General features: G+C 69.8%; 15 protein-coding genes. 2 read left to right on the top strand and 13 right to left on the bottom strand.

The window, feature by feature from the left end:
* Positions 1-18 precede the first annotated feature (18 nt).
* Positions 19-357 carry a hypothetical protein gene (locus ACFC14_RS03530; RefSeq protein WP_376101243.1) on the top strand — a complete coding sequence of 113 codons (339 nt, stop codon included), beginning with the start codon at positions 19-21 and terminating at the stop codon, positions 355-357.
* Here ACFC14_RS03530 and ACFC14_RS03535 read toward each other — a convergent pair.
* Together ACFC14_RS03535 and ACFC14_RS03540 are read right to left on the bottom strand one after the other, a co-directional pair.
* Positions 345-1,883 carry a DUF4407 domain-containing protein gene (locus ACFC14_RS03535; protein ID WP_376101244.1) on the bottom strand — a complete coding sequence of 513 codons (1,539 nt, stop codon included), beginning with the start codon at positions 1,881-1,883 and terminating at the stop codon, positions 345-347. The two genes, ACFC14_RS03530 and ACFC14_RS03535, sit on opposite strands and share 13 nt — an antisense overlap.
* Before the next feature lie 83 nt (positions 1,884-1,966).
* Positions 1,967-2,539 carry a TetR/AcrR family transcriptional regulator gene (locus ACFC14_RS03540; protein ID WP_376101245.1) on the bottom strand — a complete coding sequence of 191 codons (573 nt, stop codon included), beginning with the start codon at positions 2,537-2,539 and terminating at the stop codon, positions 1,967-1,969.
* A 66-nt stretch (positions 2,540-2,605) separates the two neighbouring features.
* On the opposite strand from ACFC14_RS03540, the gene ACFC14_RS03545 reads away from it, so the two are divergent.
* On the top strand, positions 2,606-3,229 hold the full coding sequence (locus tag ACFC14_RS03545; RefSeq protein ID WP_376101246.1) for an NAD(P)H-dependent oxidoreductase: 624 nt from the start codon (positions 2,606-2,608) through the stop codon (positions 3,227-3,229).
* On the opposite strand, the gene rlmN is transcribed toward ACFC14_RS03545, so the two are convergent.
* The 11 genes from rlmN to ACFC14_RS03600 all read right to left on the bottom strand — a co-directional run bounded on the left by rlmN (position 3,178) and on the right by ACFC14_RS03600 (position 17,703).
* Entirely contained in the window at positions 3,178-4,467 is a 1,290-nt protein-coding gene (gene rlmN / locus ACFC14_RS03550; RefSeq protein ID WP_376101247.1) for a 23S rRNA (adenine(2503)-C(2))-methyltransferase RlmN, read from the bottom strand. The genes ACFC14_RS03545 and rlmN overlap by 52 nt on opposite strands.
* A 59-nt stretch (positions 4,468-4,526) precedes the next feature.
* Positions 4,527-6,437, bottom strand: a complete 1,911-nt coding sequence (gene iolD / locus ACFC14_RS03555; RefSeq protein WP_376101248.1) for a 3D-(3,5/4)-trihydroxycyclohexane-1,2-dione acylhydrolase (decyclizing) — start codon at positions 6,435-6,437, stop codon at positions 4,527-4,529.
* On the bottom strand, positions 6,434-7,348 hold the full coding sequence (iolB, locus tag ACFC14_RS03560; protein ID WP_376101249.1) for a 5-deoxy-glucuronate isomerase: 915 nt from the start codon (positions 7,346-7,348) through the stop codon (positions 6,434-6,436). Before iolB ends, iolD begins: the two co-directional genes overlap by 4 nt.
* 22 nt (positions 7,349-7,370) lie before the next feature.
* A complete protein-coding gene (locus ACFC14_RS03565; protein WP_376101250.1) occupies positions 7,371-8,894 on the bottom strand; it encodes a CoA-acylating methylmalonate-semialdehyde dehydrogenase in 1,524 nt (507 codons plus the stop codon).
* 33 nt (positions 8,895-8,927) lie between these two features.
* A complete protein-coding gene (locus ACFC14_RS03570; RefSeq protein ID WP_376101251.1) occupies positions 8,928-9,818 on the bottom strand; it encodes a hypothetical protein in 891 nt (296 codons plus the stop codon).
* Between the two features lies 1 nt (position 9,819).
* Complete coding sequence (gene iolC / locus ACFC14_RS03575; RefSeq protein WP_376101252.1) at positions 9,820-10,776, bottom strand: 5-dehydro-2-deoxygluconokinase; 957 nt, start codon at positions 10,774-10,776, stop codon at positions 9,820-9,822.
* A 62-nt stretch (positions 10,777-10,838) separates the two neighbouring features.
* Positions 10,839-13,526: a hypothetical protein gene (locus ACFC14_RS03580; protein ID WP_376101253.1), complete on the bottom strand. Its 2,688-nt coding sequence runs from the start codon at positions 13,524-13,526 to the stop codon at positions 10,839-10,841.
* Entirely contained in the window at positions 13,516-14,832 is a 1,317-nt protein-coding gene (locus tag ACFC14_RS03585) for a CehA/McbA family metallohydrolase (protein ID WP_376101254.1), read from the bottom strand. The genes ACFC14_RS03580 and ACFC14_RS03585 overlap by 11 nt, the downstream gene beginning before the upstream one ends.
* The gene (locus ACFC14_RS03590; protein WP_376101255.1) at positions 14,832-15,905 is read right to left on the bottom strand and encodes an ABC transporter ATP-binding protein; all 1,074 of its coding nucleotides are present in this window, start codon (positions 15,903-15,905) and stop codon (positions 14,832-14,834) included. Before ACFC14_RS03590 ends, ACFC14_RS03585 begins: the two co-directional genes overlap by 1 nt.
* Positions 15,905-16,759: a carbohydrate ABC transporter permease gene (locus ACFC14_RS03595; protein ID WP_197021025.1), complete on the bottom strand. Its 855-nt coding sequence runs from the start codon at positions 16,757-16,759 to the stop codon at positions 15,905-15,907. The genes ACFC14_RS03590 and ACFC14_RS03595 overlap by 1 nt, the downstream gene beginning before the upstream one ends.
* Positions 16,756-17,703 (bottom strand): carbohydrate ABC transporter permease, encoded by a 948-nt coding sequence (locus tag ACFC14_RS03600; RefSeq protein ID WP_376101256.1) that lies wholly within the window; start codon positions 17,701-17,703, stop codon positions 16,756-16,758. The genes ACFC14_RS03595 and ACFC14_RS03600 overlap by 4 nt, the downstream gene beginning before the upstream one ends.
* Position 17,704 lies beyond the last annotated feature (1 nt).

The following is a 17,704-nucleotide window of genomic DNA, read 5'->3' on the forward strand; positions in this document are numbered from 1 at the left end:
AGACCTGATTCTGGACCAATGAACACGCCATTGACCACCCTCGCCCGCGATCTTGAGCCAATTGATCCGAATTGGACCATAGCTCAGCTCGTCGAGTGGCTCAGTGACGATGCTCGTCAGCATGATCCGGCGTTGCAACGGCCGCTGGCCCTGATCGAAGCGGCCCTCACCGGATCCGAGTGGTCGCGCTCACCGTCGACGATCGCCCTGATCCGCTCGCTGACTCTGGCTGCCCCGCGTCGTCCCGGGTCCGTGATCGCCGACGCCCTGCTTCCGGTCGCAGTTCCTGCCGCTCATCGCGTGGGCGGACGGCAGAAACTGCGACCGGAAGGAAAGCCGCAGCGTCAGGTCGCCTGAGCCTGGGAAGCCGACGCAGGGGCAGGGGCAGGCGCAGGGGCAGGCGCGGGCGCGGGGGCAGGGGTCGTGACGATATCGGCGCGGTCGCGGAAGCCCTCGGCGGTCACCCGGTCCAGGGCGACCTGCTTGCGGATGGCCGCGGCCTTCTCGTAGAGGCTCGGGTCGCCGTAGCTCGTGAGCACCTTCACCAGCACGGGCAGCAGCTCGATCATGAAGAACAGCGCGGCGATGAGGATGTGCGCCCACAGGATGGTGGGCTCCTTCTCGCTGAGGCGGTTCAGTCCGCTGATCTGGCTGAGCAGTCCGACGGCTCCGGCGTTGCCCTGGGCCACGGCATCCGCGCGCGCATTGTATGCGGCGAGCGCCTGGTCGTAGGTGTCGCGCGCGGCCGGCAGCTGGGACTTCGCCTGCTCACGGTTCGTCGACTCCGAGGTCGAGGTGTTCTCCTTGGCGGCGGTGCCGGCGGCGGCGAGCTCCTCGTTCGCGGTGCGCAGCTGTGCGGCGAGCGCGTCGTACGTCTGCTGAGCCTCGGCGAGCTGCGCCTTGGCGGCATCCGAGCTCGCGCCCTCACCGTTCACCCCGGTGCAGCCGGGGACCGTGCCCGCGCCCTCACCGGTCAACTCGCACTGGTAGAGCACGCGCGCCTGATCGATGACCTTCTGCTGCTCGGTCATCTTCGCGGTCACGTCGTCGACCGTGGCCTGGGCGGCCGACTCGGTCGCCGAGGAGGATTCCGTGCCCGCGACGATGCCGGTCGCGGCCTGGTTCTCGAGTTCGGCGACCTTGGCGGTGGCGGCATCCAGCGCGATCTTCTCCGGCCCGCTTTCGAGTGCCTCCTGGTCGGACTGCGACTGCGTGATGTTGGTCGATGCGACCTCGCGCGCGATGTCGTTGTGGAAGATCTGCAGCACCAACGGCTCGGCGACGACGAAGCCGATGATCGCCGCCATGATCACACGCGGGATCGCGAGGCCGATGAGGCGCCAGACGTTCCGCGTCGAGCTCATGGTCGAGGTGAGGAAGCGATCGAGGTTGAAGATGATGAGCGCCCACACGAGCGCCAGCGGCACGGCCAGCCAGATCGCTGCCTGCACGCCGGTGGTGAGGGCGAAGAGCATCGAGATCGCAGAGACCAGCGCAGTGCCGGCGAGCACGAAGAACATCTGCACGAAGCGGGGCGTCTCGCCGGGGACGCGGTCGAGGATCTCGCCTTCCGCTCCGCCGAGGATCGCGAGGGCCCGGGCACGGGAGCCGGGCGTGCGCGGCGCGCGCTTCCGGCGGGGTCTGCGAACGCGGGGTTCGCGCGGGGGCTTCACCGGGGAGGACTCGTCGGCGGCGACCGCATCGGCGATCGGGGTCGCCTCCGCAGGCTCTGCGACGGGCACCTCGCGGGTGGCGTCGTCGGCGCCGGTCGGCTCGAATTCGCGCAGGAAGTCGAGGTCATCGGTGACGGCGTCGGATTCGCCGTCGATGATGATCCGACCCTGCGAGTCGTAGCGACCCGGTCGATGGGCGGAATAGGGCATCCGAACAATCTACGAAACATCGCCTGTGGATAGCGTGGAAGAGTCCTTGGAACGCCTCCCAGCTTCCGTGCCGCCCGGTGGATTCAGGACGCCGGGAGCAGGCGGTCGAGAGCGGCGGCGTAGGCGGACAGACCCTCGTCCAGCGTGAAGTGTCCGGCGGCGGCGAGGGTGCCGAGTCCGTGGATCAGCCCCCACAGCGCCACGACATCGGTCGGTCGGTCGAGCCCCGCCGCAGCCGCGCCCTCGGCGAGCACGGTTTCGAGCCCGTCGATCAGGGGCGCCATCGTCGCGGTCGGGGATCCGGGGACGCAGACGGTCGGATCGTAGACGGCGTCGAAAGCGTGCGGATGCTCGACCGCGAAACGGACGTACGCCGAGCCGCCGTCCGTGAGCGCCGCCCGCGGCGTCGATGCCTTCTCGGCGGCCGCACGGACCTGGTCGAGGAGGTCGGCCATGCTGCGCTCGGCGATCGCTTTGAGCAGTCCAAGCCGATCGGAGAAGTGGTGGTACGGCGCGTTGTGGCTGACGTTCGCCGCCCGTGCGACCTCGCGCAGGCTGATCTCGGCCGCCGGCATCCGCTCCAGCAGTTGCATGGCGGCGTCTTCCAGGGCCCGGGCGAGATCGCCGTGGTGATAGCCGTCCTTCGAACTTGACATGAGCAACATTGTCTCCTATCTTGACACTGTCCACCAGCTTGACACTGTCCAGATAGGAACAAAGCCATGTCCGCTCTCGTGATCGACGGCCACCCCGACACCCGCTCCCTGACCGCCGCGCTTGCCCGGCGCTATGCCGCGGGGCACGGCGATGCCCGGGTGCTCGCCCTGCGCGACCTCGACTTCGACCCGAACCTGCACTTCGGCTACCGGGAGCGCATGACGCTCGAGCCCGACCTCGTCGAGGCGAAGCGCGCGCTGCAGAGCGCCGACACGATCGTCATCACGACGCCGCTCTGGTGGGGATCGGTGCCCGCTGTGCTCAAGGGCTTCTTCGACCGAGCGCTGCTGCCGCAGCAGGAGTACCGCTACACGAAGCTCGGTCTCCCCGAGGGACTGCTGCCGGCGCGCAACGGGCGTCTCCTCCTGCTCGCGGACACGCCCTGGTACTTCGCGCCGTTCACCGGGCTCCCCGCGCAGACCCACGTCGCCCGCGGCACGATGCGCTTCTGCGGCATCCGCTCGGTGCGCACGCACCGCATGCTCGGCGTGAAGGACGCGAGCAACGCCACGATCACCCGCTGGCTCGACCGCACCGAGCAGCTCGGCGCCATCGACGCCCGCCGCGCGGGTGCGCCTCAGGCCATCGCCGCGGAGGCTGCCTCGTCTTCGGTGGTGGCGACGAGCTGACCGCAGGCGCCGTCGATCTCCTTGCCGCGGGTGTCGCGGAGGGTGGTCGGGATGCCGGCATCGTTCAGGCGGCGCACGAACTCGTTCGTGACGTCCTTCTCGGATGCCGTCCAGATCGAACCGGGCGTCGGGTTCAGCGGGATCGGGTTCACGTGCACCCAGCCGCGTCCGCGCTGGTTGAGCTTCTCGGCCAGCAGGTCGGCGCGCCAGGCGTGGTCGTTCATGTCCTTGATGAGCGCGTACTCGATCGAGACTCGACGGCCGGTCTTGGCGTAGTAGTCGTAGGCGGCATCCAGTGCCTCATCGACCTTCCAGCGGGAGTTCACCGGGATGAGCTCGTCTCGCAGGTGATCGTCCGGCGCGTGCAGCGACAGCGCGAACGTGACCGGGATGCCCTCGTCGGCGAGCTTCTTGATCGCCGGCACCAGGCCGACCGTCGACACCGTGATGCCGCGGGCGCTCATGCCGAGGCCGTCGGGCTGCGGGGCGACCATCGACCGCACCGCATCCATCACGCGCTTGTAGTTGGCGAGCGGCTCACCCATCCCCATGAAGACGATGTTGGAGACGCGCTCCATGCTGTGGTCGTCGGACTTCTTGCCACCCAGGCCACCCTCGGCGATGAGCCGGTTGGCGCGCACGATCTGCTCGATGATCTCGGCGGTAGACATGTTGCGGGTCAGCCCCGCCTGTCCGGTCGCGCAGAACGGGCAGTTCATTCCGCAGCCGGCCTGGCTCGACACGCACAGCGTGATGCGGCCGGGGTAGCGCATGAGCACCGACTCGACCAGGGCGCCGTCGTGCAGGCGCCACAGGAACTTGATCGTGTCGCCGCGGTCGGTCTCGAGTCGGCGGACCTCGGTGAGCAGCGGCGGCAGCATCCCGGCGACGAGCTGCTCGCGGGTGTCGGCCGGGAGGTCGGTCATCTGCTCGGGGTCGGAGGTGTAGTGACGGAAGTAGTGCGTCGACAGCTGCTTCGCGCGGAACCCGGGGAGCCCGAGCTCCTTCACTTTCTCGATGCGCTCGGCCGGCGTGAGGTCGGCCAGGTGCACGGGCGGCTTGCCGCGCTTGGGGCTCGCGAACTGCAGGAGCGGACGCCCCTCGGCATCCTTCTGCTGGGTCCACCCCTCGGTCGCCGGGCGCACCTGTGGCTTCTTGGTCTCGCGGACGGCCCCCGAACGGGACGACGCGGGCGCTGCCTGTGGGCGCGTCTCGCGCGTGCGGGGAGTCTCAGTCATACCCTCCAGGGTACGCGGTGACGGATGGGAAGCGCCTGGGGTGGGCGCGACCGGCATCCTCACCCCAGCAGCGGGCGCTGTGCGGCACGCTGACCTTCGTACTCCTCGCGCGCCCGTCGAGCGGTCTCGGTGCTCGAGACCGCGGCCACCGGCACGTCCCACCAACCCTCGCCGTCGGGACCGTAGACCGTCGGATCGCTCTCGACGTGGATGAGCGTCGTCCGCTCGGAGGCCTTCGCGGCGGCGACCGCCGCACGCAGATCGTCGACCGCCGCAGGACCCTTCGCGATCTCGATCACGTCGACGCCGTAGCTGCGCGCATTCATGGCGAGGTCGACCGGCAGCACGTCGCCGCGTTGGAAGTTGCGCGCCTCGTCATCGTAGCGGCGATACTTCGTGCCGAAGCGTTCCGAGCCCACCGTCTCCGAGAGGTGACCGATCGAGGCGTAGCCCTGGTTCTGGATGAGCACGACGATGATCTTGATGCCCTCGGCCACCGCGGTCGCGAGCTCGGAGCTCAGCATCAGGTACGAGCCATCGCCGACCATGACGACGACGTCGCGCTCGTCACCGGATGCCATCAGCCCGCGTTTGACGCCGAGACCTCCCGCGATCTCGTACCCCATGCAGGAGTACGCGTATTCGACGTGATAGCCCAGCGGATCGCTGACGCGCCACAGCTTGTGCAGGTCGCCGGGGAGCGAGCCGGCCGCCTGCACGATGACGTCCTCGTCGGCGACGGCCCCCCGCACGGCGCCGATGATCTCGGGCTGGCCGGGCAGCTCGCGGCCCGTGGGGGCGAGGGCCTGGTCGACCACCGCATCCCAATCGCGCTTCTCGTCGGCGATGCGCGTGCTGAGGCTCTCCGCGACCCGGAAGCCACGGAGCTCCTCGACCAGCGCGAGCAGTGCCTCGCGGGCATCCGCGACGACGGGCAGCTGCGAGCCGTGCTTGTAGGCGTCGAAAGCCGCGACGTTGATGTTGACGAACACCGCACTGGGGTTCTGGAAGGCCGTGCGGGATGCCGTCGTGAAGTCGCTGTACCGGGTGCCGACACCGATGATGACGTCGGCCTCCGCCGCGATGCGGTTCGCCGCGGTGGTGCCGGTCGCGCCGATGCCGCCCAGGTACTGCGGGTGATCCCAGGGCAGGGCGCCACCGCCCGCCTGCGTGGTTCCGACCGGGATGCCGGTGGCCTCGACGAACGCGCGCAGCGCCTGTTCCGCTTCGGAGTAGATGACGCCGCCGCCCGCGACGAGGATCGGCTGCTTCGCGCCGCGGATCGCCGCGACGGCCCGGGCCAGCGGTCCGCGCTCCGGAAGCGGGCGGCGGATGTGCCACTCCCTGTCCTGGAGGAACTCGAGCGGGACATCCAGCGCTTCGGCCTGCACGTCTTCGGGCAGGGCGATCGTCACCGCCCCCGTCTCGGCGGGGTCGGTGAGCACGCGCATCGCGGCCAGCGCGATCGAGAACAGCTGCTCGGGGCGCTGCACCCGGTCGAAGAAGACCGAGAGCGGGCGGAACGCGTCGTTCACGGTGAGCCCGATGTCGTGCGGCCGCTCCAACTGCTGCAGCACGGGGTCGGCCACGCGCGTGGCGAAGGTGTCGCTCGGCAGCAGCAGTGCCGGAAGCCGGTTGGTGGTCGCGAGCGCCGCGCCGGTGAGCATGTTCGAGGCGCCGGGACCGACCGAGGCTGTGCTCGCGAACGTCGCCCTGCGGCGATGCATCCGGGCGAAGCCCACGGCCTGGTGCACCATCGCCTGCTCGTTGCGGGCCTGGTAGTACGGCATCAGGTCGGGCTGCTCGAGGTTGTACTGCTGCAGCGCCTGACCGAGACCGGCGACGTTCCCATGTCCGAAGATGCCGAACATGCCGGGCACTGTGCGTTCGCGCAGGTCGCCGTCGACCGTCCACTGCCGGGAGAGGAACTCGACCAGTGCCTGGCCGACCGTCATCCGTCGCGTCTTCATCGGTGTTCTCCGTCTGCTCGGTAGGGAAGCCGCGGATCGATGTCCTGCCCGCTCCAGCTGTCGCGCACCCACGCGTGCGCGGGGTCGTCGGTGATGAGCCAGGCCCGCTCCCGGTCGGGGCCGGCCATGACGTTGAGGTAGTAGAGGTCGTAGCCGGGGGCGGCCACGGCAGGGCCGTGGAACCCGAAGGGTACGAGGGCGATGTCGCCGGTGCGGACCCGTTCGGCGATGTCGATCTCGCCGGCGGCCGAGGAATAGGTCGCGAACATCCCGAATGCCGCGTCGGCTGCCGCGACGTCTCCGCCGGAGCGCGTGGGCGCCGCCTCGAAGTAGTAGATCTCCTCGAGCCGCGATTCCCGCCCCGGCGCGTGCTCGTCGTGCTTGTGCGGCGGGTACGACGACCAGTTCTCGGCGGGCGTGATGACCTCGCACACGATGAGGCGCTCGGCGTCGAGCGCCTCTGGCGTGCCGAAGTTGTGCACCTGCCGACTGGAGGCGCCGGCGCCTCGGAGCTCGACCGGGGTCTCGGCCGCGCGGATGTGCCGCGTTGGGTGCACGACGGACGTGGGGGACGAGGCCACGGCCACTCGACCGGTGCCCGTGATGACGGCCGTGGCCGCCGCCGAGAGGTAGAGGACGTCCGTTGGACCGTCGAACACGGAGCGGCGCCCGGCGAGCGGCGTCTCGGTGGTCGCGCCCTCCTCGGTGTGCGCGACGGCGAACGATCCGGAGAGCGGCACGATGATGCGCTCCACCCCGGTGTCGGCGAGCGCGAGGCTCTCCCCCGCACCGATCTCGCCGATGCGGACGCCGGTGTGCGCCCAGCCGGGTGTCGCGTCGTCGATCACGCTCTCCCAGCCGTCGCGGCCGATCGTGCCGCGACGATGGAACCAGTTCCCGTCCTCGGTCATGGCGCCTCCTGCCCGCATCCGCTCAGCTGTTCTGGGGAAAGCCGAGATCGATGCCGCCGTGGAGGGCGGGGTCGAGCCACCGGCTGGTGATCGCCTTCTCGCGGGTGAAGAAGTCGAAGCCATGGACACCGTACGCCTTCGCATCGCCGAACAGCGACGCCTTCCAGCCGCCGAACGAGTGATAGGCCACGGGGACCGGGATGGGCACGTTGATGCCGATCATCCCGACCTGCACCTCGTGCTGGAAGCGGCGAGCCGCCCCGCCGTCGTTCGTGAAGATCGCCGTGCCGTTGCCGAACCGGCCGGAGTTGATCAGGTCGACCCCCTCCTGGAAGGTCTGCACCCGCACCACCGACAGCACCGGCCCGAAGATCTCCTCCTGGTAGGCCCGTGAAGAGGTCGGGATCTCGTCGATGAGCGTCGGCCCGAACCAGAAGCCGTCCCCGTTCCCGTCGACGGTCAGACCTCGGCCGTCGACCACGATGCGCGCGCCGTCGGCCTCGGCGATGTCGACGTAGCCCGACACCTTCGCGCGGTGCTCCGCGGTGATCAGCGGACCCATGTCGGGTTCGCCGTCGGCACCGCCCGCTCCGTCGCCGATGCGCAGCCCCGCGATGCGCTGGGAGATCCGCGCGATCAGCGCGTCCGCAACGGGCTCGACCGCGAGGACGACGGACACGGCCATGCACCGCTCCCCCGCCGCGCCGAATCCCGCGTTCACGGCCTGGTCGGCGACCAGGTCGAGATCGGCATCCGGCAGGACGAGCATGTGGTTCTTCGCGCCGCCGAGCGCCTGCACCCGCTTGCCGTGGCGCGACGCGGTCTCATAGATGTACTGGGCGATGGGCGTCGAGCCGACGAACGAGATCGAGGCGACGTCCGGGCTCTCCAGCAGACCGTCCACCGCCTGCTTGTCGCCCTGCAGCACGGTGAACACACCGTCGGGCAGGCCCGCCTCGGCCCAGAGGGCGGCGATCCAGAGCGCGGCGGACGGATCCTTCTCGCTGGGCTTGAGCACCACGGCGTTGCCCGCGGCGATCGCTACCGGGAAGAACCACATCGGCACCATCGCCGGGAAGTTGAACGGCGAGATGATGCCGACGACGCCGAGGGGCTGCTTGAGCGAGTACACGTCGATGCTGGTCGACACGTTCTCCGAATACGCGCCCTTGATCAGGTGCGGGAACCCGGTCGCGAGCTCCACGACCTCCTGACCGCGCAGGATCTCGCCCATCGCATCGGAGCGGACCTTGCCGTGCTCGGCGGTGATGATCGCTGCCAGTTCACCCTTGCGCGCGTTCAGCAGTTCACGGAACGCGAACATCACCGCCTGGCGACGCGCGATCGAGTAGGCGCTCCACACCTGGAATCCGCGCTGGGCGGAGGCGATGGCATCCGCGATCTCGGAGTCGTCGGCCAGGGCGACATGCCCGGTCACCGCACCCGTCGCGGGGTTGTGGACGGGAGCGGTGCGACCGCTCGCGGAGGCGCGGGCGGCGCCGTCGATCCAGTGGCCGATGACGGGGACGTCGGAAGCGGAGGTCATGCGTGTCCTTCTGCGGAGAGGGCGGTCAGGCGGTCAGCCCGGGTGGACGAGGGAGGCCGCGACGTCGATGGCGGATGCCACGTCGATGTCCGACGAATAGAGGAGCGTGCGGCCGACGGTCAGGCCGCGCACACCGGGGAGCGACAGCGCGTCTTCCCAGGACGAGAACGTGTCGTCGGGGTCGGCGCCCGCGTCGCCGCCGAGCAGTAGCACGGGCAGCGTCGTCGCCGCGAGCACACGCTCCATGTCGTCGACGACCGGGAGCTTCAGCCAGGTGCTCGCACTGCTCGCACCGAGACCGCTGGCGATCGCGATCGACAGCATCACGGCATCCGGGCTCAGGTCGTTGACGACCCGTCCGTCGACACGGCGGCTGAGGAAAGGCTCGAGCATGATCGGCAGGTCGGCCCTGGCTGCGGCGGTCACCGCGTCTGCCGTCGAGGCCAACGTGGGCGCCGTGCCGTCGTCATCGAGGTTCACCCGCAGCAGGGCCTTGGCGAAGTCGATGCCGGAGTCCACCATCGCGGGCACGTCGTACCCGGTGTAGCGGTCGTCCATCTCGAAGGTCGCTCCGCGCAGGCCGCCGCGGTTCATCGATCCGACCACGATCTTGTCGTCGAGCAGGCCGAGCATCGCGAGGTCATCGATGATGTCGGGGGTGCCGAGCACGCCGTCCACACCCGGATGCCGCAGGGCGATCGCGAGCCGATCGAGCAGCTCGTAGCGGTCGGCCATGGCGAACGGCGATCCGCCGACCGCGAGCGCGCCGCGCGCAGGATGGTCGGCTGCGATGATGAACAGCCGCCCATCCCCGCGGATGATGTCGCGGCGTCGGCGGCCGGCCAGCGTCTCGCGGATCGTGTGCGGCGACTCCGCACGCACCGTCCGGAGCCGGTGGAAGTCCTCTTCGGTCAGGGCTGTCATCTCACGCATCTCCGTTCACGACCTCGGCGACCTCGCGCTCGGTCGGCATCGCCGTCGAGCATTCCCTACGGCCGGCGACGATGCCGCCCGCCGCGTTCGCGTAGGTCAAGGTCTTCTCCAGCTCCCATTCGGCGAGCAATCCGTGGCAGAGCGCACCGCCGAACGCGTCGCCGGCACCGAGTCCGTTCACGACCTGAACCGCGGTCGCGGGGATCTCGACCTGCCTCGACCGCGTCTTGGCGAGCACGCCGCGGGGGCCCTGCTTCACGATCGCGAGTTCCACGCCGAGCTCGAGGAGCGCATCCGCGGCACGCTGCGGGTCGGTCTCGCCGACCGCGACCTCGCACTCCTCGCGGTTGCCCACAGCGACAGTGGCGAAGCTCAGCGCCTGCTGGATCTGCACGCGGGCTTCGTCGGGCGTGGCCCAGAACATGGGGCGGTAGTCCAGGTCGAACACCGTGTGCGCACGACGCCCGCGTGCGTGGAGGAGGTCGAAGTGCGTCTGCCTGCTCGGCTCCTCGCTCAGGCCGGTCGCGGTGAACCAGACGAGCGCGGCCTGCCGCACCGCGGCCTCGTCGACATCCTCCGGCCGGATCTGCAGGTCGGGAGCGGACGGTTCGCGGTAGAAGTACAGCGGGAAGTCGTCCGGCGGGAAGATCTCGCAGAATGTGATCGGGGTCTTGTACGTCGGGTCGGTCGCGACGAACCGGCTGTGCACCCCGAGGCGCTCGAGCTCGGTACGCAGGTACTGCCCGAAGGGGTCGTCCCCGACACGGGAGAGCAGCGCGGTGTCGTGGCCGTACCGTGCGGCGGCGACCGAGACGTTGGCGGCACTGCCGCCGAGGTACTTGCCGAAGCTGGTCACCTCGCCGAGGCCGACGCCGTCCTGCAGCGGATACAGGTCGACGCCCAGGCGCCCGATGGCCAGGATCTCCGGGACCGGTGATTGCTCGGTCATCGCGCCTCCTCTCCCTCGCTCATTTGTCTTAACATTAGCACTTAGTTGCCTTCTTGCCGAGATCAGTCGATCGCCCGACGGATGCTGAGCATCCCGCCGCCGACCGCACGAGCAGCTGCCGCGTCGAAGGCTCCGTCCTGGACCTCACCGGCCAGGTCGACCCGCGCCCAGTCGCCGGGCGACGCGAACGCCAGATCGCGCTCCTCGGACAGGTAGTTCACGAACCGGAGCTCGGCCTCGGCGCCGACGCGCCGCGCCGACTCCAGCACGACATCGCCCGAGAGCCGCACGGGGAACGCCGCCTCGGGAAGCGGGCCGTCGGTCTCGCCCGAACCGCGGACCACGAGCGGGTCGTGCCGGAAGAGATCGGCGGCGCGCACCGCGGTCGCGTCGTCCGCGCCGACCAGGATCGCCAGGTCGGTGTGCACTGCGACGCCCAGGTACTGCGCGCCCGGCACGGGGATCTCGGATCCGGCCGGCTCGTCGCGCAGCGGGTGCACGTTCACGCTCATCATCCCGACCGAACGCGACAGCGTGATCGCGAGAGCATCCGGAGCGTCCGTCGTCGACACGAGCTCGTACTCGGACAGCTTCTGCACCAGAACGGCGGTCGAGCCCGCGGCCGCGAAGCGATACGCCGGGTAGGTCGGCAGCGGGAACTCGCCCCAGCCGCCCTCGGCCTCGCGTCCGCGCATGGTCGTGCCGTACTGCCCGGCGCTGCGGGACGAGTCGAGTGCCGCGCCGTCGACCGGCACCAGCACCCGGAGGCGGTGGTCGGAGGCGGTGTTCACGTAGTCGATGCCGACGCGAAGGAAACCCTCGCCCTCCCGCAGCTCGATCGTGGTCTCGGTCACCAGCGGCACCGTCGCGGTCGAGCGCCGCCGGTCCGCGTCCAGGCGCTCGGGCAGGTCGTAGACCCGGCGGATGCGGATGCGGCCGCGCAGCGGACCCTCCTCGAGCACGGTCACCTCGACCGACGAGGGCGCCGAGACGGCGGATGCCGCATCGACCGGGCCGTAGTTGTACGAGTCGCCGCAGTCGCCATCGTCGACGAGAGCCAGCGCGCCGTCGATCGACGAGCCGTCCGCGCCGTCGATGCGGACGGTGCCGTCGGCGTTCACGGTCGCTGTCAGCGTCCGGTTGGAGAGCGAGCCGGTCGTCACGATGACCGGGTCGGCGGATGCCGGCGCCGTGGCCTCGCCGACCGCGGCGAGCGCGAGCCCGTCGACGTCGACGGCCAGGAGCGCCCGGTGCCGAGGGTCGGCGATGGTCTCGACGTGCCAGACGTCGTCGCCCGCGGCATCCGCGGCGACGCGCTCCTCGAGCTCGACGGTGAACGTCGCCAGGTCCCACACGCCCTCGGGACTCTCGGCGACCTGGAAGCGCAGCGACCGCTCGCCCCACTCGTATCCGTTGATCTGCTGGCCGAAGAGCTCGCGACCGTGGATGCGGCGGAGGATCTTGGGCAGGTCGGCCGTGCGCATCCGCTCGTCGCCGAGCACGGTCGTCAGCGGGTCGAGCAGCTGCACGCCCGCGGAGAGGGAGCCGGCGTCGACACCGTGCAGCGTGACCTCGACCTGCGCGCGCCGCGCGAAGCCGGAGGGGTTGAACACGAGGTGCTGCGCGGGCGAGACGGCCGCCGAGACGTCGCGGAGCACGGTGTCGATCACACCGCGGGCGATGTGGCCGGCGGTGTGGATGCGCGTGCCCACCTGCTCGGCCGTCGCGTCGACGCCGCATCCGGTCACGGAGTCGTGCGCGGTGCTCTCCACGATGCGGTACCAGGCCGTGTCGAAGAACGAGCGGTGGTCGCGGGTGCCGTACATCAGGTCGAGGCGCTCGGCGGCCGTGAGCGCCTGCTCGGAGCGGGCCATCTCGCGCTTGAGGTTCGTGCGGATCGAGAAGACGCCGGGGAGGAGGTTGCCGCGGGCGTGCGAGCGCATCTCACCGTGCACCTGCGGCAGGGCGGCGAGGGCTGTGGCATCCGTCTCGTAGCGGGAGAGGTGCCCGTCGAGCGTCGCGATCGACAGGTGCGGCTCGCGCCCGCCCGCGTCGTAGTCGCGGATGACCTCGGCGAGGTCCTCGGGCGGAGCCGAGTGGTCCGTGCCCAGCATCGCGAGCACCGGGTCGTCGCCGTACCAGGATGCGGTGCGGGCGGCGTAGTCGGGGGCGAGCTCGGGAAGCTGCCCCGGCAGGGCGAACATGTCGAGGCCGTTTCCGTAGCCGTCGAAGAGGTATTCGCACCGCACGGCGTCTCCGTTGGGGGCGACCCAGGAGAAGGCGTGTTCGGCGACGTCGGCGGGGACGCCGCGCCAGAGGGCGCTGTGGCGGATGCCGAAGCCGGACAGGATCTGCGGCATCTGGGCCGCGTGGCCGAACATGTCGGGGAGGTATCCGACGGGCATCGTCCGACCGAGGCGTGCGCTCGCGGCACGGCCGAGCTCGAGGTTGCGGATGATCGTCTCGCCGTCGCAGCCGAACTCGTCGAGGAGGATGAGGAACGGGCCGACGCTGAGCTGCTCCCGCTCGACCAGCGCCACGACCCGGTCGCGCATGTCCGGGCGCATCTCGAGGTAGTCCTCGATCGCCGCGGCCTGTCCGTCGAGCGTGAACCGGTACTCCGGCTCCGCCTCCAGGATGCCGATCAGGCGGTCGAGCATGTGCACCAGGCGGAGGCGGAACACATCGTGCGGCTCGTACCACTCGCGGTCCCAGTGGGTGTGGGGGACGACGACGATCTCACTGGTCACGGGCGGGGACTCCTGATTCTCTGGGGGAAGGTGTGGGGCGTGCGGCCGGTGAGGCACACAGGGCCGCGATGCTGCGGTCGGGGTGCAGCAGGTAGTGGGGGCCGGCGGAGCGCTCCGCCGGGAACGCGACGCGATCGCCGTGCACCGAGCGGCGCTCACCGGTGCCGTCGACGAGGATCAGTCCGTCGGCGTCGATGGCGAGCAGTTCGTCGTCGATGCGCAGGAGTACGGGGGCGGTGAAGAGGTCCGGTGCGCTGAGGCCGTCGCGCACGGTCACTCCGCCCATGATGGCGGTGCGACCGGCGGCGACTCCGGCGAGGATCGCCTCGGGCGAGGCATCCTCCGCCGCGACCCAGGTCGTCGGAGTGCCCGGGCCGATGCCCTGGCTCTGCATGTGGAAGTCGGCGCCGCCGAGGAGCACGGCATCCTTGTCCCACCTCTCGTGGAAGGCGAGCGGCGAGGTCGCGATGAGCTCGCGGTACCAGGTCGAGTGCCACAGCTCGATCGCCCGCGGGGTGCGCTCCAGCGGATGCAGCCACGAGCAGTCGCCCGAGATCGGGTGGTTCACGCTGAGCACGCCGCCTCGGCGCTCGACCTCGTCGACCCACTCCTGGGCGGGGCGGCGGAAGTCGATCCAGCCGATGTCACCGAAGGCGTTCGCGTGACCGCGGTGCGTGGTCACCTCCTGCCCGGGGAGCAGTGTGATGGCGTGCTGCATCCCCACACTCGGAAGGTGCGCGTGGTGGCTGGTGGTGTTGTGGTCGGTGACGGCGAGGAAGTCGAGCCCGGCCCTCGCGCCCAGCGCGGCGAGCCCCGAGATGCTCTCGCGGCCGTCGGAGTGGAGCGTGTGCGCGTGGAAGTCCCCGGCGAACCAGCGCAGGCCGGTCGGCGCCGGAAGGTTCCTCGAGCTCCCCCGAGCGACCCCGGTCACGGGTGCCGCATCCGGGCCGTGATCGATCGTCGATTCCGCGGGGAGGGAGATCTCGACCGTGATGTCGGCGCCGCCGGCACTCAGCCGGTGCACGCCGAGGATCACGTTCCACTCCCCCTCCTCGGGACGCCCCGGCAGGTACCCGGGCGTGGCGTCGTCGGTGCGGATCACGTAGGCGGTCCGCGCTCCGCCCGACCATCCGCGCCACCCTGCGGCGCCCTCGCAGCCGAGATCGATCACCGCCGCCTCGCTGTCATACGAGATGCGCACCTCGAGCGAGTCGGTGCCCGCGGGCACGTCGAACGGCACCCGCACGTAGCGGTCGGCGTTCTGGATCTCGTGGGTGAGGTGCAGGGTGGTGCGGATGGTGCCCATCAGCCGATCCGCTCGGTGCTCTCGGCGTCGAACAGCAGGACGCGGTGGAGCTGCGGGACGATCCAGCCGCGGTCGCCCGGCGCCGGCTCCTGCTCTTCGGGGACCACGACCTGCAGCTTGTGCTCTCCGGCGCTCACCAGCACCAGGCTCGTCGCACCGAGGGTCTCGGTCACGACGACCTCGGCGGCGATGCCGCCCTCGACGGGCTCGGTCGACCAGCGCAGGTACTCGGGGCGGATGCCCCAGATCACGGTCTGCCCGTCGCGCGCCGAGGCGGCGGCTTCCGTGGGCACCGCCACCTCGGACTCGCCGATCCGAACGGTTCCGCCCGAGACCGCGGTCTCGAGCAGGTTCATCGGCACCGAGCCGATGAACCCGGCGACGAAGGTGTTGTTCGGGCGGTGGAAGATCTCGCGCGGCGAGCCGATCTGCTGGAGCTTGCCCGACTTCATGACCGCGATCCGGTCGGCGAGTGCGAGCGCCTCGGCCTGATCATGGGTCACGAACACCGTCGTGACGCCGAGGTCGCGCTGCAGCTCCTTGAGGAACGTCCGCGCCTCGAGGCGAAGCCGGGCGTCGAGGTTCGACAGCGGCTCGTCGAGCAGCAGCACGTCGGGTCGGGTCGCGACGGCGCGGGCGAGGGCCACGCGCTGCTGCTGTCCGCCGGAGAGCTGGCCGGGGCGGCGCTCGATGAGTCCGTTCAGTGACAGCCCGTTCGCCACCGACTCGGCCGTCGTGCGACGTTCGTTCTTGCCCACGCGGCGGATCCGCAGCGGGTAGGCGATGTTGTCGCCGACATCCATGTGTGGGAACAGCGCGTAGTCCTGGAAGACCATCGCGACGCCGCGCTCGCCCGGCTCCGCGTTCGTGACGTCCTTCTCGCCGATCGTGAGGTTTCCGGAGGAGATGCTCTCCAGCCCGGCGATCGACCGCAGCAGCGTGGTCTTCCCGCAGCCGGAGGGGCCGAGGAGTGCGAAGAACTCGCCGTCCGCGATCTCGACGTCGACACTGTCGACGCCGCGCACCCCGCCGGGGTACTCCTTGACGAGTTCGGTTGCAATGATGGCGGCCATCAGGACTTGATCCCTCCGTGGAAGCGGAAACCGTAGCGACGGTTCACAAAGAAGTAGATGAGCAGGACAGGCACCGAGAACACCAGCGAGAACGCCGAGATCAGACGGAGGTCGGCCTGGCCGCTCTCGGTGTAGAAGGTGTACATGAGCACGGCGGCCGGCTGCATGTCGGGCGTGCGCAGCAGCAGGAACGGGACGAGGAAGTTGCCCCAGACCTGCACGATCGTCCAGATCGCGATGAATGCGAGACCCGGTCGGGCGATCGGCACCACGATGTCCTTGAGGATGCGGAACGGGCCGGCGCCGTACAGTCGCGCCGACTCCTCGTACGACTTCGGGATCGAGTCCATGAAGTCCTTGAGGATGAAGATCACCGTCGGCAGGATCCCGCCCGCCAGCACCAGGATGACGCCGACGTGGGTGTTGATCAGCTGCAGCTGGTTGATCAGCTGGAACGTCGGAACCATGGCCGCTGTCCCCGTCACGATCGACGAGAGCAGCAGCAGTCCGTAGAGGATGCCGTCGCGGCCGGGGATGCTGATCCGGCTCATCGCATACGACGCCAGGGCGCCGAGGACGATCACGAGCGCCATGGTGCCGACCCCGAGGATCAGCGAGTTGAGGATCGACTTCATCGCGTAGGGGTTCTCGACCAGACGCGCGAAGTTGTCGAGCGTCCAGTCCGGCCACGACACCGTCAGCGACGGCGTCGCATCGAACGGCGCCAGGATCAGCCACACCATCGGCAGCGCGAAGAACAGCGACACGATGACGAGCACGACCGTGAACAGGATCCGCGAGACGAAGTGGGTCACCGAGCGGTCGCGCACGACCGTCTTGATGGTGGTCATCATGAGGTCACCTTCTTCTTCTTGGTGCTCTTGCCCCGCGAGACGCGCGTGTACATCAGCGCGATCACGAGGTTGATGAGGAGCATGATGAGCGAGATCGCCGCACCGAGGCCCAGCTGCCCGCCGGGGATGGCGGTCTGGTAGATGTACACCGAGAGGATGTCGGTCTGACCGTTCGGCCCGCCCGCGGTGAGCAGGTAGGGCGTGAAGGTGTTGAACGTCCACAGCGTGATCAGCAGGGTGTTGGTCAGGAGGTGACCCTTGATGTTGGGCAGGATGACGTCGCGCAGCTGCTGCCAGGTGTTGGCGCCGACCATGCGGGCGCTCTCGAGCTGCGACGGCGGCACCGCGCTGATCGCCGAGGAGAACAGCTGCATCGAGAACGCGGTCCCGACCCAGATGTTGAAGATGATGATGCACTCCATCGGGTGCTCGATCAGCCACGCGGCGCCCTCGGTACCGAGGAGGGCGTTCAGGGTGCCGGTGCGCCGGTCCAGGAGCGCGAGCCAGAGGAACGAGGCGACCGAGGCGGGGATGACCCAGGCGGCGAGCACGAGCGTCTCGACGAAGGTCTTCACCCCGGCACGGACGTTGCGCAGCATCCAGGCGAGCGCGAAGCCGAGGATCGTCTGCCCGATGATCCCCGAGACGAGGACGAACACGAGCGTGAGCCACAGCGAGTTCCAGAACCGTGGATCGTTGAGAGCCGTGGCGAAGTTGTCCAGGCCGACGAACTCCGGGTTGGCGGCCGCGAAGCCGGTCAACCGATAGTTGGTCATCCCGAGGTAGACGGTCCAGATCGCCGGGAAGAGGAGGAACAGACCGATCAGGAGCAGACCGGGTGCCGCGAAGAGCGTGGCCCTGGCCCGACCGAGACCCGCGACATCCTCTGCGCGGCGCCGGCGGGGAGCGGTGACGCTCCCCGCCGGCATCGTTGCTTGCGTCATG

The sequence above is a fragment of the Microbacterium sp. NPDC055988 genome, assembly GCF_042269505.1.
Lineage (GTDB): Bacteria > Actinomycetota > Actinomycetes > Actinomycetales > Microbacteriaceae > Microbacterium.

What these genes read in the sequence shown, in the direction of transcription:
- ACFC14_RS03530 (WP_376101243.1), top strand. Translation starts at nt 19, where the DNA reads ATGAACACGCCATTGACCACCCTCGCCCGCGATCTTGAGCCAATTGAT.
- ACFC14_RS03535 (WP_376101244.1), bottom strand. Translation starts at nt 1,883, where the DNA reads ATGCCCTATTCCGCCCATCGACCGGGTCGCTACGACTCGCAGGGTCGG.
- ACFC14_RS03540 (WP_376101245.1), bottom strand. Translation starts at nt 2,539, where the DNA reads ATGTCAAGTTCGAAGGACGGCTATCACCACGGCGATCTCGCCCGGGCC.
- ACFC14_RS03545 (WP_376101246.1), top strand. Translation starts at nt 2,606, where the DNA reads ATGTCCGCTCTCGTGATCGACGGCCACCCCGACACCCGCTCCCTGACC.
- rlmN (WP_376101247.1), bottom strand. Translation starts at nt 4,467, where the DNA reads ATGACTGAGACTCCCCGCACGCGCGAGACGCGCCCACAGGCAGCGCCC.
- iolD (WP_376101248.1), bottom strand. Translation starts at nt 6,437, where the DNA reads ATGAAGACGCGACGGATGACGGTCGGCCAGGCACTGGTCGAGTTCCTC.
- iolB (WP_376101249.1), bottom strand. Translation starts at nt 7,348, where the DNA reads ATGACCGAGGACGGGAACTGGTTCCATCGTCGCGGCACGATCGGCCGC.
- ACFC14_RS03565 (WP_376101250.1), bottom strand. Translation starts at nt 8,894, where the DNA reads ATGACCTCCGCTTCCGACGTCCCCGTCATCGGCCACTGGATCGACGGC.
- ACFC14_RS03570 (WP_376101251.1), bottom strand. Translation starts at nt 9,818, where the DNA reads ATGACAGCCCTGACCGAAGAGGACTTCCACCGGCTCCGGACGGTGCGT.
- iolC (WP_376101252.1), bottom strand. Translation starts at nt 10,776, where the DNA reads ATGACCGAGCAATCACCGGTCCCGGAGATCCTGGCCATCGGGCGCCTG.
- ACFC14_RS03585 (WP_376101254.1), bottom strand. Translation starts at nt 14,832, where the DNA reads ATGGGCACCATCCGCACCACCCTGCACCTCACCCACGAGATCCAGAAC.
- ACFC14_RS03590 (WP_376101255.1), bottom strand. Translation starts at nt 15,905, where the DNA reads ATGGCCGCCATCATTGCAACCGAACTCGTCAAGGAGTACCCCGGCGGG.
- ACFC14_RS03595 (WP_197021025.1), bottom strand. Translation starts at nt 16,759, where the DNA reads ATGATGACCACCATCAAGACGGTCGTGCGCGACCGCTCGGTGACCCAC.
- ACFC14_RS03600 (WP_376101256.1), bottom strand. Translation starts at nt 17,703, where the DNA reads ATGACGCAAGCAACGATGCCGGCGGGGAGCGTCACCGCTCCCCGCCGG.